The sequence below is a fragment of the Aeromonas sp. s8 genome, assembly GCF_040907785.1.
Taxonomy (GTDB): Bacteria; Pseudomonadota; Gammaproteobacteria; order Enterobacterales; family Aeromonadaceae; genus Aeromonas; species Aeromonas veronii.
In genome coordinates, this window is sequence record NZ_JBFOCL010000032.1 from 1 (window position 1) to 17,721 (window position 17,721).

13 protein-coding genes and 3 pseudogenes are annotated in these 17,721 nt (G+C 58.2%); 8 read left to right on the forward strand and 8 right to left on the reverse strand.

Annotated elements, in window-relative coordinates; all coding sequences use genetic code 11:
• The 4 genes and pseudogenes from AB5Y86_RS10450 to pabB all read right to left on the reverse strand — a co-directional run.
• Positions 1-134: pseudogene (locus tag AB5Y86_RS10450) on the reverse strand (IS3 family transposase); the annotation flags it as partial.
• A gap of 116 nt (positions 135-250) precedes the next feature.
• Entirely contained in the window at positions 251-1,549 is a 1,299-nt protein-coding gene (locus tag AB5Y86_RS10455; RefSeq protein WP_005360372.1) for a serine/threonine transporter, read from the reverse strand.
• 216 nt (positions 1,550-1,765) lie between these two features.
• Positions 1,766-2,332 carry a CoA pyrophosphatase gene (locus AB5Y86_RS10460; protein ID WP_368192826.1) on the reverse strand — a complete coding sequence of 189 codons (567 nt, stop codon included), beginning with the start codon at positions 2,330-2,332 and terminating at the stop codon, positions 1,766-1,768.
• A gap of 42 nt (positions 2,333-2,374) precedes the next feature.
• Complete coding sequence (gene pabB, locus AB5Y86_RS10465) at positions 2,375-3,658, reverse strand: aminodeoxychorismate synthase component I (protein WP_368192827.1); 1,284 nt, start codon at positions 3,656-3,658, stop codon at positions 2,375-2,377.
• Between the two features lie 294 nt (positions 3,659-3,952).
• Between pabB and AB5Y86_RS10470 the strand changes: the two genes are divergently transcribed.
• Positions 3,953-5,479 (forward strand): fumarate hydratase, encoded by a 1,527-nt coding sequence (locus AB5Y86_RS10470; protein WP_005351759.1) that lies wholly within the window; start codon positions 3,953-3,955, stop codon positions 5,477-5,479.
• Between the two features lie 203 nt (positions 5,480-5,682).
• Here AB5Y86_RS10470 and AB5Y86_RS10475 read toward each other — a convergent pair whose 3' ends face one another.
• Entirely contained in the window at positions 5,683-6,261 is a 579-nt protein-coding gene (locus AB5Y86_RS10475) for an alkylphosphonate utilization protein (RefSeq protein WP_005333203.1), read from the reverse strand.
• A 184-nt stretch (positions 6,262-6,445) separates the two neighbouring features.
• On the opposite strand from AB5Y86_RS10475, the gene AB5Y86_RS10480 reads away from it, so the two are divergent.
• The 3 genes and pseudogenes from AB5Y86_RS10480 to AB5Y86_RS10490 form a co-directional block, all read left to right on the forward strand.
• Complete coding sequence (locus tag AB5Y86_RS10480) at positions 6,446-7,666, forward strand: methyltransferase (RefSeq protein ID WP_368192828.1); 1,221 nt, start codon at positions 6,446-6,448, stop codon at positions 7,664-7,666.
• Between the two features lie 307 nt (positions 7,667-7,973).
• Entirely contained in the window at positions 7,974-9,437 is a 1,464-nt protein-coding gene (locus AB5Y86_RS10485; RefSeq protein WP_368192830.1) for a chitinase, read from the forward strand.
• A 599-nt stretch (positions 9,438-10,036) separates the two neighbouring features.
• Positions 10,037-10,615: pseudogene (locus tag AB5Y86_RS10490) on the forward strand (histidine phosphatase family protein); the annotation flags it as partial.
• Between the two features lie 150 nt (positions 10,616-10,765).
• Here the strand turns inward: AB5Y86_RS10490 and AB5Y86_RS10495 are convergent.
• Together AB5Y86_RS10495 and smrB are read right to left on the reverse strand one after the other, a co-directional pair.
• On the reverse strand, positions 10,766-12,061 hold the full coding sequence (locus tag AB5Y86_RS10495) for a diguanylate cyclase (protein ID WP_013723774.1): 1,296 nt from the start codon (positions 12,059-12,061) through the stop codon (positions 10,766-10,768).
• Between the two features lie 57 nt (positions 12,062-12,118).
• The gene (gene smrB / locus AB5Y86_RS10500; protein ID WP_005333198.1) at positions 12,119-12,643 is read right to left on the reverse strand and encodes an endonuclease SmrB; all 525 of its coding nucleotides are present in this window, start codon (positions 12,641-12,643) and stop codon (positions 12,119-12,121) included.
• An 82-nt stretch (positions 12,644-12,725) separates the two neighbouring features.
• Here smrB and prmB point away from each other — a divergent pair, with 82 nt between their 5' ends.
• Both prmB and aroC read left to right on the forward strand, forming a co-directional pair.
• Positions 12,726-13,661, forward strand: a complete 936-nt coding sequence (prmB, locus tag AB5Y86_RS10505; protein WP_005360393.1) for a 50S ribosomal protein L3 N(5)-glutamine methyltransferase — start codon at positions 12,726-12,728, stop codon at positions 13,659-13,661.
• 12 nt (positions 13,662-13,673) lie between these two features.
• Positions 13,674-14,762, forward strand: coding sequence for a chorismate synthase (gene aroC, locus AB5Y86_RS10510; RefSeq protein ID WP_368192831.1), 1,089 nt, complete (start codon positions 13,674-13,676; stop codon positions 14,760-14,762).
• A gap of 111 nt (positions 14,763-14,873) precedes the next feature.
• Here the strand turns inward: aroC and AB5Y86_RS10515 are convergent, their stop codons facing one another.
• A complete protein-coding gene (locus AB5Y86_RS10515; protein WP_042053721.1) occupies positions 14,874-15,704 on the reverse strand; it encodes an ABC transporter substrate-binding protein in 831 nt (276 codons plus the stop codon).
• Between the two features lie 348 nt (positions 15,705-16,052).
• Here AB5Y86_RS10515 and AB5Y86_RS10520 point away from each other — a divergent pair, with 348 nt between their 5' ends.
• Both AB5Y86_RS10520 and AB5Y86_RS10525 read left to right on the forward strand, forming a co-directional pair.
• Positions 16,053-17,453 carry a DEAD/DEAH box helicase gene (locus tag AB5Y86_RS10520; protein WP_005333194.1) on the forward strand — a complete coding sequence of 467 codons (1,401 nt, stop codon included), beginning with the start codon at positions 16,053-16,055 and terminating at the stop codon, positions 17,451-17,453.
• Positions 17,454-17,587: 134 nt separating this feature from the next.
• Positions 17,588-17,721, forward strand: a pseudogene (locus AB5Y86_RS10525) (IS3 family transposase); the annotation flags it as partial.

Genomic DNA, 17,721 nt, shown 5'->3' on the forward strand with positions numbered 1-17,721 from the left:
GTGGAGCGGCCCTGAATGCCATAACGCACCTGAGCCTGTTTGTAGGTGAGCTCGCCTTTTTCAATCTGCTCGACCAGCGCCAGTTTAAAAGTCAGCGAGTAATCGCGCTGTGTCCGTTTCACACCTTGTCCCATCGGGTTCTCCATTTATTGGGGGGAAAGGTGTAAACCATATTCAGGACGGGACAGCAGAGATAAAAAAGCCAGCCGAGTGTTCGGCTGGCTTTTTGCTATCAGCGGCAGGTGGGGGATTAACCGACCAGCTGATAGAGGATGGCGGAGATGGCGATCATCCCCATGGTTGCAACGAATACGTTGCTGATATGGCCCTGATATTTCGCCATGGCAGGTACGCGCTTGATGGCGTACATCGGCATGATGAACAGGATGGTAGCGATGATCGGGCCGCCCAAGGATTCAATCATGCCCAGGATGGAGGGGTTGGCAATGGCAGTGCCCCACAGGGTCAGGATGAAGAAGGCGATGATGAACATCTCGACTTTCTTGGCGTTCGGCTCTTTGCCGGACTTGCGCATGTTCTGCACGATCATCCCCTTCAGACCTTCACGGGCACCCAGATAGTGGCCGAAGAAGGAGGAGACGATGGCGACGAACGCAACCAGCGGACCGAAGTAGGAGATGATGGGGCTGGCATGCTGGTTGGCCAGATAGGAGAGCACGGCGATGTTCTGAGCCTTGGCTTCCGCCAGCTGGGCCGGTGTCAGGCTCATGACGCAAGAGAAGACGAAGAACATCACGAAGCCCAGCAGCACCATGGCGGTACGCTTGAGGATGGCATCGGCTTTCTCGACCGCCTGATCACCGTGGTCGCGGCGCTGGGCCAGGGAGAAGCTGGAGATGGCCGGGCTGTGGTTGAAGGAGAAGACCAGTACCGGGATGGTCAGCCACAGGGTAGTGGCGAAATCCTTGGCAGAGGGCACTTGCTCCAGCGCCGCGCCGGTCCAGTCCGGGATCAGGTAGAGGGAGATACCGGCCAGAATGGCGATCAGCGGATAAACCAGCAGCTCGGTCACTTTCAGCATCAGCTTTTCACCGGCCAGCATCACCGACATCATGCCCATGATCAGCACGATGGAGAGGATCCAGCGCGGCGGGGCACTCATCTGCAGCTGGTTGACCATAAAGCTTTCCACGGTGTTGGTGATGCCCACGCCGTAGATCAGCACGATGGGGTAGATGGCGAAGAAGTAGAGCAGGGTGATTAATTTACCGGCACCCACGCCAAAGTGCTCTTCCACCACTTCGGTGATGTCTGCATTTGGCTTTTTGGAGGAAAGGACGAAGCGGGCCAGACCACGGTGGGCCAGATAGGTCATGGGACCTACCAGCAGCGCCATGACGACCAGCGGCCAGAAACCGCCCATACCCGCGTTGATCGGCAGGAACAGGATACCCGCACCAACCGCGGTCCCGAACAGACTGATGACCCAGGTAGAGTCGCGTTTTTCCCAACGAGTGGTTTGAGTAGAGCTGATCCCTTGCTCTGTTGACGCCGCAACTCCCTGCGTGCCAGTGACTGTGTTTGACATCTATCTCACCCCGAATGTGTGGTTCTTATTAAGTCGGCGCAAGGATACGGTTTTTCTAATCAAAAATGTTGATCAAATTCATCTTTACGGCACGAAAAACCGCACTTTCTTATGGAAATGTGATCAAAACAAGAAAAATTCAATTATTGTTTATCAATTGGCACGTTATTTTAGTGTTAATGATTAAATCTCGCTCAGTCAAATGTAGGTAAATTGTTATCTGGCGAGATGCTGGGCTAGCTGGTTAATCATGCTGGCGGTAGCCCCCCAGATAAAGTGCTGTTGCCAGGGGATCCAGTAGATGGTGTGTGCTTTCCCCCCTCTGGAAAGGGTCAGGGGGATGTGGTTGCGCCGATCCAGCAGATGGGTCAGCGGCACTTCGAAGGCGTGATCCACCTCATCCGGACTCAGGATAAGGGGATAGTTGCCATCGAGCAGCCCCAGCACCGGCAGTACCTCGAATCGTGACACCGTATTGAGCGGGTTGAGGGTGCCGATCACTTCGATCAGCCGGGCCGGAATGCCGAGCTCCTCTTCGGTCTCCCGCAGCGCTGTGGCAATGAGGTCTTCGTCGCCGGGATCCTGTCGCCCGCCGGGAAAGCTGATCTGCCCCCCATGATGACGTAGCCGTGGGCTGCGCCGGGTCAATAACACGCTGAGCCCCTCGTCGCGCATCACCACCGGGATCAACACCGCCGCCGGACTGAGCCCGCCGATGGCGAGGCGATGGGCCGGGGCGGGTCGCTGCAACTGGAAGCGGGTCAGCAGTTCGTGGCGATCCATGTCGGGGAGCTCTCCTGTGCGTTGGCCAGACAGTGGGGAGGGTTAGAGCGCCGACAGCGGCGGCAGGATGCGGGCGACCTTGTCATAGGTCTCCTGATATTCGCTGTCGGCGTCTGAGTCGGCGATGATGCCGCCACCGGCCCAGCAGTGCAGGTGACCCGCTTCGGCGATCAGAGTGCGAATGCAGATGCTGGTATCCATCCGGCCATGCTGGCTGAGATAGCCGATGCTGCCGCAATAGGCATTGCGACGCTGGGGTTCCAGCTCTTCGATGATCTCCATAGCCCGGATTTTGGGGGCGCCGGTGATGGAGCCACCCGGGAAACAGGCCCGCAGCAGATCGACTCCTTGCCAGTGTGCATCCAGCTCACCGTGGATGGTGGAGACCAGATGATGTACCGCCGGAAACGACTCCACCGCAAAGAGATGAGGCACGCTGACCGAGCCCGGCCGGCTGACCCGACCGATGTCGTTGCGCAGCAGATCAACGATCATCAGATTCTCTGATCTGTCCTTGTCCGCCTGCGCCAGCTCCCGTGCGACTTGCCGATCGGTGGCCGGATCGGGGTGGCGAGGGCGAGTGCCTTTGATGGGTTTGGTTTCGATATGGCGGCCATCGAGCAGCAGGAACCGCTCGGGAGAGAGGCTCAGCAGCGCGCTCTCCGGCAGGCGGATAAAGGCAGAGAAGGGGGCCTTGTTGGCGGTTGCCAGCAGGCAATAGGCCTGCCACTCATCCCCCTGATAGGGGGCGCTGAAACGCTGGGTCAGGTTGATCTGGTAGCAATCTCCCGCGGCGAGATATTCCTGAATACGGGAAAACTTCTCGCCATACTCGGCGCGGCTCATATTGCTCTGCCACGACCCCTGCAAGGCAAAAGCGGGGGCCGGTTTGGCCTGCTGCTGTTCAAGCCAGGCCAGCCGGTTGGCAAGGCCCGCTTTATCCCCCCAGTGCACCAGCTGCCAGTCGCCGGTCGCCACATTGCGCAGCAGCGCCCAGTCGTAGATACCTACCGCCATGTCCGGCACCGCGATATCGGCGGCGGCCTGCACTGGCAGTCGCTCGAAGCGACGGCCCAGATCATAGCCAAACAAGCCGAGGGCGCCGCCAATAAAGGGCAGGTGAGGGGCGCACAGATCCAGCTCCCCCAGCAGCTGTTGCTGGGTATGGGCCAGCAGGGCGAGGGGATCTTCGTGGTGTTTGCTGATATTCGCCCCGACACGCAGAGTGGTCACCTCGCCACGGGTTTCGAGGGTCGCCAGCGGATCGGCAGTGATGATATCAAAGCCGTTATCGGCAGCGAGTGGTCCCGCCGATTCCAGCAACATGGCCCACGGCTGATGTTGCAGGCGGGCAAAAAGCTGATGGAGTTCAGCACTATGGTCTAGATGATGGATATGAAGTGTTGGCGTCATTTTATGTTACACAGGCAACAGTTTGGTTCCCGAACCCTAGTCGGTGCTGGTGGGCAAGCGTATCATAGGTGTCGGTGACTTAAGAACAAACTGCCGTGTCGTTCGTTTTTTGCTGGTTGATAGTTTTTAGCCAGCACGTCAGCACGGCCCATCATATGGAAGCCCTTGCCCTGCTCCGTGGCAGAGACAAGGACCAGTGAGGATGATATGAGCATTATAAAAAAACAGGATTTCATCGATTCTATCGCAGATGCCCTCCAGTACATCTCCTATTACCACCCGTTGGATTTTGTTCAGGCTGCCAAAGCGGCGTATGACCGTGAGGCCAACCCGGCCGCCAAAGATGCGCTGGCCCAGATCCTGATCAACTCCCGCATGTCCGCCGAAGGTCATCGTCCGCTCTGCCAGGACACCGGCATCGTGACCTGTTTCGTCAAGATTGGCATGCAAGTCCAGTGGGACAGCGACATGACGGTGCAGGAGATGGTGGACGAAGGGACCCGTCGTGCCTACACCAATCCTGACAACCCGCTGCGCGCCTCGGTGCTGGCCGATCCGGCCGGCAGTCGCAAAAACACCAAAGACAACGCCCCTGCCGTGGTGCATATCGACATGATCCCCGGCAACAAGGTGGAAGTGAGCATCGCGGCCAAAGGCGGCGGCTCCGAGAACAAATCCAAGATGGTGATGCTCAACCCCTCTGACGATATCGTCGAGTGGGTGCTGAAAACCGTGCCGACCATGGGCGCAGGCTGGTGCCCGCCCGGCATGCTGGGCATCGGCATCGGCGGTACCGCCGAGAAAGCGGCGGTGCTGGCCAAAGAGGCCCTGATGGAGCACATCGACATTCAGGAGCTGATCGCTCGTGGCCCGCAAACCACCGAAGAGAAGCTGCGGGTCGAGCTCTACGACAAGGTCAACAAGCTGGGGATCGGTGCCCAGGGTCTGGGCGGCCTCACTACCGTGCTGGATGTGAAGGTGAAATCTGCGCCGACTCATGCCGCCTCCAAGCCGGTGGTGATGATCCCCAACTGCGCCGCGACCCGCCACGTTCACTTCGAGCTGGATGGTTCAGGCCCTGCCGAACTGACTCCGCCGAAACTGAGTGATTGGCCGGAGATCACCCGTGAAGCGGGTGGCAACGTGCGCCGCGTCAACGTCGATGGCATCACCAAGGCCGAATTGGCCAGCTGGAAGAGCGGTGATACCGTGCTGCTCTCCGGCAAGATCCTCACCGGTCGCGACGCCGCCCACAAGCGTATCGCCGACATGCTGAAAAATGGTGAAGGGCTGCCGGAAGGAGTCGATTTCACCAACCGCTTCATCTATTACGTTGGCCCGGTTGATGCGGTGCGCGACGAAGTAGTTGGCCCGGCTGGCCCCACCACCTCTACCCGGATGGACAAGTTCACCGACATGATGCTGGGTGAAACTGGCCTTATCGGCATGATCGGCAAGTCCGAGCGTGGTCCGAAAACCGTCGAGAGTATCAAGCAGCACAAGGCTGTCTATCTGATGGCCGTTGGTGGCGCCGCCTATCTGGTGGCCAAGGCGATCAAGAAGGCGCGCGTGGTAGCTTTTGCCGATCTCGGCATGGAAGCGATCTACGAGTTTGAAGTGGAAGATATGCCGGTGACCGTAGCGGTCGACTCCGAGGGTAACAACATCCACGAAACCGGCCCGGCCTACTGGTCGGCCAAGATTGCCGAACTGGACGGCAAGCTCTCCTCCTGAGTGACCGTTTCCGCTGCCGGTTAACGGTATCGGCCCTGTAAAGAAGGCGCGTCCATCCGGATGCGCCTTGTTGCTTTGGCTGGCCTGTTATGGGCTCAAGTTGGCCGTTTGCGGCAAGCGGGTATAAAAAAGGATGGCGTGACGCCATCCTTTTTCGTTGTGCTTGTGCTCTGGTAGTAGACAGCAGAGCAATCGCTCCTGGCTTAGGCCTTTTTCAGGTAGGCCGCAACCAGCACGATCTGCACGCCGTTGACCTTGCCTTCGATATGGAGCGGGTTGTTGGTCAGACGGATGCCCTTGACCAGGGTGCCGCGCTTGGCGGTGAAACCGGCGCCTTTCACGTCCAGATCCTTGATCAGGGTGACGGAGTCGCCCTCTTGCAGCACGGCGCCGTTGGAGTCAACGGTCGGTACGCTGTCGTCATCTTCGTCAGCAATACCAGCTTCAGCCCAGGCCTTGGCTTCGTCTTCCATGTACATCATGTCCAGCAGATCCTGAGCCCACACTTCACCCTTGCCGGAGAGAGCTTTGAGCTGGCGCCATGCCATCACCTGCACCGCAGGCACCTGGCTCCACATGCTGTCACTCAGGCAACGCCAGTGGTTGACCACCAGGGTATCCGGTTGTTCCAGCTGACCACGGCAGGTGTCACAGATAGCAACGCTGTGATCATCGTCGCTGGCGGGGGAGTGAGGCACCACGAAGGCGGTCAGCGCCTGCTCGGCGCTGCACAGTTCACACTTGGCGCCCGCGCGCGCTTGCAGAATGGCGTTGATGGTCATGTTGTTGGTCCCATAGCTAGTGGTAAAGCGACCCGCGTTGGGCGGGGCGCGTGAAAGAGGGGGCGGAATATAGCATAAAACCCCGCACTTTGTCAGGTCTGCCCTGGCTCACAGGGTTGGCTGTGCTGTTGCGCGGCGCTGATCGTTTGGTATTGAGAGTGCAATTTGAAGCGGGATCGCTAGAATGAGCCTCCTTTTTGACTGCAAGGCAGGGGCATTCGTGCTGGCTCAACGTTTTCAACAACTGGATCGACTGCTCACCCGCTACCGGCGCTGGTGGCAATATCAGCCATATCATAATCTGACCATGGCCTTTGCCGATGAGGCGCCCGAACTGGCGGCGTTGCTCAATGGGCTGACGCTCGGCCAGTTGGCGGAGCTCGATGCGGATATGGATGCCCTCAGCACGCTGCTTGTCCCCTGGATTGCCGAGGGAGCCGAGCTGCAGCAACTCAGTCAGCTTGTCCCGTTTGCCCCAGAGCCCATCACCTGCAGCAAGGAGATGGCGCGGCATATGCCGGGGCGCAAGCAGGCCCAGATCGAGTCGTTCACCGCCTGTCTGCCTGCCCATCAGGGCCCCTATCTGGAGTGGTGTGCCGGCAAGGGCCACCTTGGGCGGCTGGTATCAATTCATCGGCAGGCTCCGATCCTCAGTCTGGAGTTGCAAGGGCAGCTTTGTGACGAAGGTCGGCTGCTGGCCGAGCGGGATGGCGCCAATATGACCTTTACCTGCGCCGATGCTTTTGCCCGCGAGTCGGCGGCGCTGATCGCCCCCGAACATCACGCTATGGCACTCCATGCCTGCGGCGAGCTGCACACCCATCTGCTGGAGCGGGTGGCCGAGCGCAGTGCCAGCGGCGTGACCATCTCTCCCTGTTGTTACCACCTGATCCGCAGCAGCCACTATCGCCCGCTGTCAGCCGCGGCCAGCGCCAGCGAGCTGGTGTTGAGCAAGGCGGATCTCAAGTTGCCGCTACAGGAGACGGTGACTGGCGGTGCGCGGATCGCCCGCCTGCGCGAGCAGGAAGTGGTGTGGCGGCTCGGGTTTGACTGCCTGCAGCGTCAGGTGCGCGGTGTGGATGAGTATCTGCCGGTGCCCAATATGCAAAAGAGCCTGCTGACCGGCACCTTCGAGGCATTCTGCGTTTGGGCTGCTGAACGCAAAGGAATTGTGCTGCCCGCCGGGCTGGACTACCCCGCCTGGTTGGAACACGGGGAGCGCCGCTTTGGTGATGTCGCCCGCATGGAGCTGGTGCGCCACCTGTTTCGCCGTCCCCTCGAGATCTGGCTGGCGCTGGATCGCGCGCTCTTTTTGCAAGAGCAGGGCTATCGGGTCGAAGTGGGGGAGTTCTGTGCCAAACCCATGACCCCGCGCAATATCCTGATCCGTGCCGTGCGTGCCTGACATCCGGCTATTTTGAGCATTTTTCTTGAACATTGATGATGGCTGACAGGTTGAGCCTGTCAGCCATTTTTTTCATCACGAACAATGACCGTATGGCATGCCACCCGGCCGTCTCAACTGTTCTAAAAATGGGCGAAAGATCACGCTGTGACGTTTTCGTTTGGGTTCTTTTTCTTTGTTTCAGCTGCACTGAATATCACAAGGTGAAATGGCTCACAAATTCTGCTTATTTCTAAATTCTCATCGTGAATTTAGTTGTTGAAACACCTACTCTTGGAACGCATTAATTCAAACAAGGACGATAAACATGTTCAAACCCAAGCGTTGTGCCTGGCTAATCGCTGCCGCCTGCGCATTGCCAAGCTATGCCGCAATGAGTGCAGCCATGAATATTCAACCCGATCCGCAAAATGCTGGAGGATATGTGATTGCGGCCCCGGATCTGGCCGCCGTGGAAAAAGTCAAGACGGCTAATCCCATGTATGCAATATGGGCCAAGGCATTGGCCACCCGGTCAAATAAAATCGTTGATGCCATTGAACCGGGTCTGGCCAGCAATCCTGACAACGTAAAACGGGTTGAACGGGTATTTCCCCAATCTGAATGGGAATATTTAACCCAGATGGCAGCGCCGGAATATACTTATGTCCGCTTCTTGCGAGCCATCGGTAAATTCCCTGCGTTCTGTGGCGAATATACCGACGGTCGCGACTCTGATGCGATCTGTAAAAAATCCATTGTGACGGCCTTTGCGCACTTCTCTCAGGAGACGGGGGGCCATATTGCCAAGGAGAACGTCTCTGATAACCCGCTGGGGCTGGAGGAGTGGCAACAGGCGCTGGTGCATGTGCGGGAGATGGGCTGGTCAGAGGGACAGACCGGCTATACCACCGGCTGTGGCCAGAACGACTGGCAGAACAAGAAGTGGCCTTGCAGCACGGGTCAGGGGTACTTCGGCCGCGGCGCCAAGCAGCTCTCCTACCACTTCAACTACGGTGCCTTCTCCGAGGCGATGTTCGATGGCGATGCCTCCGTGCTGCTCAACAACCCGGGGCTGGTGGCGGACTCCTGGCTCAACCTCGCTTCTGCCATCTGGTTCTTCCTCACCCCGCAGGCCCCGAAACCGGCCATGTTGCACGTGATTGATCGCACCTGGGTACCCTCCAAACGGGAAGCTGACGCTGGTATCGGCTATGGTTTTGGCACCACCATCAACGTCATCAACGGCGGCATCGAGTGTGGCGAGCAGAACAAGGACAAGGGGCAGCCGGTCAATCGTATCCGCTACTGGGAAGGGCTGGCCAACCACTACCAGATCCCGCTCAAGGCGGATGAGAAGAACACCTGCTGGCAGCAGACTCCCTATGGCAGCCTCAATCTTAACGGCGCTACCGATGTGCTCTACACCAACTGGGATGGCAACTGGAAATACTATCCGGATCGCCCGGGCGGTTACTCCTTCGAGTGCGAGCTGGTGGGCTTTCAGACCGCTTATTCTGCGCTGGTGCCGGGTGATTACGAGAAGTGCGTGACCAACTTCTACGGTTCCCACGCCAACTGGCCGAAAGTGCGGATCGTCGCCAAGCTCGATCCCACCCCGGTCGACCCGGTTGATCCGCCGGTTGATGGCCAGCCTGCCTGGGATGCAAGCAAGGTCTATACCGCTGGCAGCAAGGTGAGCTACAAGGGCGCCGTCTATCAGGCCAAATGGTGGACGCAAGGGGATGATCCCGCCAAAGGTGGCCCCTGGGCGTTGGTGACAACCCAATAATAAGAGATAGTCCATCCATTGATTGATAAGGAGAGGGGGCTTGGCCCCCTTTTTATATATTTTTATGGTACGAGATAATATGTGGTAGTGATTAAAAAGAGATCCATCAATCTGGAGGGGGAACTGTATTTGTCAGCCAACTTTCTTTCCCATTTAAAGTGATGTAAACGGCCCACATCAAATTTATTGATGGCTGGATCTAATGTTTTACCCTTGCTGCTTAGTAATATTCAAAAACATTGTGTGATGTTTTGCTAAACGATGGGTTCGAAGAGCACACCCATGACGCGATCCTTCTCGTATTTATGATGAGGATGTTTATTCTTCCCATCTATCAATTCATGGCATCACCTTGGTGACATTTATTTCACAGAGAGAAAAAATGAACATATAGGATGTAAAAGTCATGTGTATCTATTCGTTTACGGATGAGAGTATGTAGTTCAGCGGATGTTGTTTTACTGCGAGCGAGGTAATCTTGCTCGATTTTAAAGAATCGTTAAGGTGCGCAGATAAATGGGGATTATCATCACGTTATCCGAATGGGAAGTCGATTGCGGTTTAATCACTAAGCAGATAGCAGGAAAGAGGAGTGCACCATGGAACTGGTGGTGATCCGCCATGCAGAGACGCAGGCCAATGCGGAAGGACGCTATCAAGGCTCGCTGGATATTGGACTTAACGACGATGGCGTGCGTCAGATATCCCGGCTGGCTGTGGCACAGCAGCCGTTTGATCGGTTGCTGGCGTCCCCCCTGCTGCGAACAAGGGAGAGTGGTGCCATCTTGTCTCGTCAGTTGGGATTGCCTGTGGAACTTGTGCCTGCCTTTCGTGAGCGGGATGTCGGCCTGTTTGAAGGTCTGACGCAGGCAGAAGCAAGGGATCGCTATCCCGAACTGTGGGCGCGCAATATCACCCGGCGCTGGGCTGAAGCTCCTCCCGGTGGTGAAACCATTGATGAGGTGATTGCCCGAGTCTCACAGGGACTCACGGAACTTGCTTCGACCATGCAAGGGGAGCGGATACTGCTGGTGGCGCACGGTGTGGTCGCCAAGGTGATCCGCGCCGTAACGATTGCCGGTTTTGATGACTTCTTCGACTGGCAATTGCCCAACGGCGGCATGCTGTCGGTGAGGCTCTCTCTGGCTGATGGCGGCCCACTGCGCTTTAGCCGTCCCCTTGATGGTTGTGATGGAAGAGTGCACCAAAAGCAGAATGAAAAAAGCAGCGCTACCGAAGAGAGTAGCGCTGTCTTTTGTATTCGTTGCGGTTGGTTATCTCTGCAGGCAAAGGTTAGCAGTGTCACCAGAGGGCAGGGGCGTGCGCCATCAGGTCGGCTCCGGTTCCTCTTTGCGGCAGCAGTTGCGCCCCTGTTTCTTGGCCAGATAGAGGGCGGTGTCGGCTCGTCTGACCATCTTCTCTACAGTGTCATGGCTGCCCTTGCTGGCACTGATCCCGATACTGATGGTGAGGGAGATCTCAAGAGCCCCCTCCAGTGCATGGTGCTGGGATTCGATGGCTAGCCTGATCCGCTCGGCGCTGGCCCAGGCGAGCTCGAGGGAGGTTTCCGGCAGCAGCACGATAAACTCTTCGCCACCCCAGCGACCCAGCATGTCCACCTCCCGCAGCTGTTTGCTGATCCGTTTCACCAGACTCAGGATCGCCAAATCCCCCTGCTGATGGCCAAAGGTATCGTTGACTTCCTTGAAGTGGTCGATATCGATCAGCAGCAGGCTCATGGTATGGCCAAAACGCTGGCAGCGTTGCATCTCGGCGTTGACCAGCTCGTTGAAGCGGCGCCGGTTGGCAATGCCGGTCAGGGGATCCGTGGTGGCGGCGACCTTCAACTCCTCCACCAGTCGGGCTCGCTCCGAGATATCCCGCAAGATGGCGGTCATCTCGGTGGTCGGGCCCAGATTGATCTTGGCGATGGTCACCTCCAGCGGAAATTCGCTACCATCGCGGCGCAGACCCATCACCGAGGCGCGGGCATGCATCGGGCGCGAATTGATGGGGGAGCTGCTGAAGGCTTTGAAATAGGTTTCGTGATTGGCGCGAAAACGCTGTGGCAGCAGGGTTTCCAGCCGTTTGCCGAGATAACTTTCGTCGATCCCGAACATTTCGCAGGCGGCGGTATTGATAAGCTCGATGCGTGACTCGCTGCTGACACTGATGATGCCGTCATAGGCGGAGTTGACCACTGCCTCGAAGCGGCGGCGACTGGTGGTAAGCGCCTCTTCCAGCTGCATCCTGGCGGTGATGTCGATGGCGGTGACGATGATCCGGTTGATCCGTGCCTGCTCGGGGATGATGGGGGAGAGAATAAAGCGCCACCAACTGGTGCGCGAGAGGCTGTCGATGGGCAGCTCGCTCTCGAGCCCGGTCTGCATGCGCACACATTCGTGCATTGGCGGCTCGATGGTATTGGTGATGTAGCGGGGAAACATCTCGCTCAGCTGTTTGCCAATGCTGCCAAGGACATCCAGCTCGAACGCCTTGGCAAAGGTATCGTTGGCAGAGACCAGCACAAAGTGATCATCCTTGTCGAGGCTGAACACCGCCACGGCAGCGCCGATGGCGTCGAGAGATGACTTTATGTCGGCATGGGAACCCTGTGTAAACATGCGACCTCCACGGCGAATAACATATTGATATTCAGTATAGTGTGGTCGTTTGGCTAACTACTCTTCGATATCCAGCAACACCAGAATGGCGCTGTCGCCGCCCCATTCGCGGGGGGCCTGATGGAAGGCGCGCACATTGGGGTGCTGGGCCAGCCAGCTGGGAATGCGCTGTTTGAGAATATGTTTGCCGATGCCGTGCATCACCGAGGCGACGTGAATGTTCTCTTTCTGGCAGAGGGTGAGCAGGGCGGCCAGCTCCTGTTTTGCCTGCTGCTGGTTCATGCCGTGCAGATCCAGGTAGATCTCCGGCGGATAAATGCCCCGCTTGAGCTTTTTCAGCTCAAATTTTGACACATCTTCCCGCACGTAACGGGTCGGCCCATCATCGTCGAGATGGGGCTGATACTCATCGCTGAAATAGTGGTCAACCCCAAGCTTTTCGCGGGTTTCGCGCAATTCGCGTTTCTGCTTGACCGGGCGTAACTCGGCCCTTATGGTATCTTGCTTGATTTTCCGGGTACCTTTTATCGCATCGCGGAACAGCAGGGTTTCCTCGTCTGTCGGTGAGGGCGTTTTTTTCATCAGATGCTCATGTATTAGGTATGCGTCTTGCCCGCAACGTAAACGGGGCTCGGGCCGGATATTACTCGACTTGGAGGTGGATTTGGACAAGATATTTATCGATGAGGTGGTTGCCGAGATGCACACCATCCAGGACATGTTGCGTTGGGCCATGAGTCGTTTCAACGACGCCGGGATTTTTTACGGTCATGGAACCGACAACGCCTGGGATGAAGCTGTGCAGCTGGTACTGCCCGCGTTACATCTGCCACCGGATGTAGACCCGGCCATGCGCCACTCCCGTCTCACCAGCAGCGAGCGTCACCGTATCGCCGAGCTGATTATCCGCCGCGTACAGGAGCGGGTACCGGCCGCCTATCTGACCAACAAGGCCTGGTATGCCGGTTGGGAGTTCTACGTGGACGAGCGGGTGCTCATTCCCCGTTCCCCCATTGCGGAGATGGTGGCCAACCGTTTCGCGCCCTTCCTCAAACATGAACCGACCCGGATCATGGACCTGTGCACCGGCTCAGGTTGCATCGCCATCATCATGGCCCACGAGTTCCCTGAAGCGGAAGTCGATGCCATCGATATCAGCATCGATGCGCTGAACGTGGCTGAGCGCAACATCAACGATCACGGGTTGGAGCAGCAGGTCATTCCGATCCGCTCCGATCTGTTCCGCGATCTGCCGGCGGGCGACAAGTACGATCTCATCGTCTCCAACCCGCCCTATGTGGACTCCGAAGATATGTCGGATCTGCCGGATGAATTCCGTCACGAGCCCGAGCTGGCGCTGGCATCCGGCTCCGATGGTCTCAAGCTGACCAAGCGTCTGCTGGCCCATGCGGCAGATTTCCTCAAGGATAACGGCGTGCTGGTGGTCGAAGTGGGCAACAGCATGATCCATCTGGAAGCCCAGTTCCCCGAGATCCCCTTTACCTGGGTTGAATTCGAAAACGGCGGTCACGGCGTCTTTGTAATGACCCGTGACGAGCTGGTGCAGTATCAGGATCATTTCGCCATCTACAAGAACTAAGCAGGAGCGCGCATGGCAGGGAACAGTTTTGGTCAACTCTTTCGGGTCACCACCTTTGGCGAGAGTCACGGTTTGGCGCTGGGCGCCGTGGTCGATGGCTGCCCGCCGGGGCTGGAGATCAGCGAGGCGGATCTGCAGGGGGATCTGGATCGGCGCAAGCCGGGCACTTCCCGCTACACCACGCCGCGCCGTGAGCCGGACGAGGTGAAGATCCTCTCCGGAGTGTTCGAGGGCAAGACCACCGGTACCTCCATCGGGCTGCTCATCGAGAACACCGATCAGCGCTCCAAGGATTACTCCGATATCAAGGATCTGTTCCGGCCGGGTCATGCTGACTACACCTACCACCAGAAGTATGGTCAGCGGGACTATCGCGGCGGCGGTCGCTCCTCGGCACGCGAGACCGCGATGCGGGTAGCGGCGGGGGCCATTGCCAAGAAGTACCTCAAACAGGTGCACGGCATCGAGATCACCGGTTTTCTCTCCCAGCTCGGCCCCATCAAGGCCGAGGTGTTTGATGCCGCGCAGATCGAGCAGAATCCCTTCTTCTTCCCCGATGCGGGCAAGTTGGAAGAGCTCGATCAATACATGCGCGACCTGAAAAAAGAGGGCAACAGTATCGGTGCCAAGGTGCAGGTCATTGCGCGCAATGTGCCGGTGGGTCTCGGTGAGCCGGTATTTGATCGCCTCGACGCCGACATTGCCCACGCAATGATGGGCATCAATGCGGTGAAAGGGGTGGAGATCGGTGACGGCTTTGCGGTAGTGGAGCAAAAAGGCTCCGAGCATCGCGACGAGATGACCCCGGCGGGCTTTGCCAGCAACCATGCGGGCGGCATTCTGGGCGGTATTTCGTCAGGTCAGGATATCGTGGTGAGCATGGCGCTCAAACCGACTTCCAGCATCACTGTGCCGGGCAAGACCATCAATACCGAAGGCGAGGCTATCGAGATGATCACCAAGGGTCGTCACGATCCTTGTGTCGGCATCCGCGCCGTGCCCATCGCCGAAGCCATGCTGGCGCTGGTGTTGATGGATCATCTGCTGCGCCATCGCGCCCAGAATCAGGGGGTGTTGACCCATACCCCGCAGCTGCGCTGATCGCTGTTGCTGCTTATCGACTGATCACCATCAGTCAGGAGATCAAGTTCGACAATACCAAAAAGGCGACCTTCGGGTCGCCTTTGCTATTTCAGGTAGCGGCTTATCCCGTCAATGCTTGCGGAGAGTGCGGGTCAGCAGATCCGCGGCGCCCGGATCGGCATTGAGGCGACACCTGGGGGGCGAGAACTTGTTGTGGGGTTTGGGCAAGGCATGAATGGCCTCGTTGACTTTGAGGATCTGTTCTTCGCTCACGCTGTTTTTGGCAAACATCAGGCTGACCGGCTGGTGGTGTAGCAACAGTTGGCAGCTGATAAACTCTTCGGCCCCCAGCTGGGCCAGCCGGTAGCGAGCATATTGCCACTCCATGATGATGCCATCGAGGCGGCGAGCCAGCAGCAGATCGATCATCCGCTCATCGGCGTTGTATTCGGTCGCCATTTTAAGCGCAGGGCAGCTATCCATCTGATGCATGGGGCGAGTGCCGCGCAACTTGCCTATCTTGAGCCCTTTCTCGTTGCACAACGCGGGCAGATTATCGAGCTGTGCCCAGCGATCCTGATGGCCCGGGATAGGGTCATTGCTCAGCAGCACATAGGCACTCTGACGGTAGGGGGTCGAGAAGCGGGCATAGCTCTGGCGCTCCGGCAGGGGGAGTGCGGCCATCGCCACATCCAGCTGATCGTGTTCTACCAGATGCAGTGCCCGCGCCCAGGGAAGTTCGCGAAACTTGGGGGCAAAGCCAGCCTGGGTGAGGATCTGGCGGGTCAGGCTGACATCCAGCCCATCCAGCTCACCCCGGTTGTTGATTTGGCTAAAGGGGGGCCAGTGACTCCAGGCCACGGTCAGGGTCTGACTGGCCTGCAGTGCAGGGCTTAGCAGCAGAAGCAGCAGGCCAATCCTTGCCTGCCAGCTGCCGCGGGGACGATATGGCGTGGTCATAGCTAAACCTCGTTATTGTGTTCTTCTATCCCGTGCTTTTGCCCCGCGAGTCATGCCTGCGAGGGCAGATATTGTGTTGCCAGTTAATAGTGTGGTGCGTGCGACATCAATCAACGGGATTATTCGGGGGGCAGGAGGGGGATTTTCTGTTCGTGCTGGGAGGAGCATCACATTTTTCTCGTTTATCCCGGACAACTCCGTTAGACTGCGCCTCTATTCTTTCCCCTTTGCTCTGCTCCCCGGGGAAATCGTTGTTTTATCAATAGGCCCAGATCTTGTGAGATGGCATCGGCTCAGCAGAGGAGCCCCACCACAAATCCCCGGCGCCCCTATCTCTAGCAGGTAATTATGAGTTTTACTTCCCTCGGTCTGGCCGAACCCTTGTTGCGTGCCGTTGCCGAACAAGGCTACGACACCCCGTCTCCCATTCAGCAGCAAGCGATCCCCGCCGTTCTGGCTGGCCGCGATCTGATGGCGGCGGCCCAAACAGGGACCGGCAAGACCGCAGGCTTTACCCTGCCGATGCTGCAACGTCTGATGGAGAGCAAGCGCAAGGTTTCTCCGAACCGCATTCGTGCGCTGGTGCTGACCCCGACTCGCGAGCTGGCCGCCCAGGTGGGCGAGAGCGTGCGTAACTACGGCAAACACCTGCCGATGCGCAGCCACGTCGTGTTCGGCGGCGTCAGCATCAATCCGCAGATGATGGCGACTCGCCGTGGTCTGGACGTGCTGGTGGCCTGTCCCGGCCGTCTGATGGATCTTTACAACCAGAACGCCGTCAAGTTCGACGAAGTGGAGATCCTGGTACTGGACGAAGCGGATCGCATGCTCGACATGGGCTTTATCCGTGACATCCGCCGTATCCTGGCTCTGATGCCGAAGAAGCGTCAGAACCTGCTCTTCTCCGCCACCTTTGCCGACGAGATCCGCGAACTGGCCACCGGTCTGCTGGATAACCCGGCGGTGATCGAAGTGGCCCCGCGTAACAGCACTGCCGAGCGTATCGAGCAGCTGGTGCACCCGTGCGACAAGGCCAACAAGATCGCGCTGCTGAGTCATCTGGTCACCAGCAACAACTGGCAGCAGGTATTGGTGTTCACCCGTACCAAGCACATGGCCAACCGTGTTGCCGAGACCCTCGACAAGAACGGCGTCAGCGCAGCCGCCATCCACGGTAACAAGAGCCAGGGTGCCCGTACTCGCGCACTGGCCGGTTTCAAGGATGGTAGCGTCAAGGTGCTGGTGGCGACCGACATCGCCGCCCGTGGTCTGGACATCGACAAGCTGCCGCAAGTGGTCAACTTCGAGTTGCCGAACGTGGCGGAAGATTACGTTCACCGCATCGGTCGTACCGGTCGTGCCGGTGCTGCCGGTCACGCCATCTCCCTGGTTGCAGCCGATGAAGGGAAGCTTATCAAGGCGATCGAGCGTCTGACCAAGCAGAACATCCCGTGCGAGCAGGTAGCCGGTTTTGAAGCCTCCCGCGAGACCCTCGACAACATCGCCCGTGGTATCGGCGCGCCGCTTCGCAAAGAGCCCCGCGATCCGAGCGAGCAGCGCCGTGCGCCGCGTCCGCAAGGTCAAGGCCAGCGTCAAGGGGCCGGTCGTTCCGCCTCCAATGGCAATGCGGGTGGTGCCCGTACCGGTAACGGTGGCAAGCCCAAGCCGCAAGGTGGTCAGCGTCCGGCTGATGGTGCCGGCAAACCGGCTCAGGCCCGTCGTCCACGTCGCTCTACCCACAACCAGTAAGCGGCTCGGGAGCTTGACTCCCCAGCTATGCGGTTGACTGAAAAAGCCCTGCCAATCTGGCAGGGCTTTTTGTTTTTTCAGTGTCCCGTCCTGAATATGGTTTACACCTTTCCCCCCAATAAATGGAGAACCCGATGGGACAAGGTGTGAAACGGACACAGCGCGATTACTCGCTGACTTTTAAACTGGCGCTGGTCGAGCAGATTGAAAAAGGCGAGCTCACCTACAAACAGGCTCAGGTGCGTTATGGCATTCAGGGCCGCTCCAC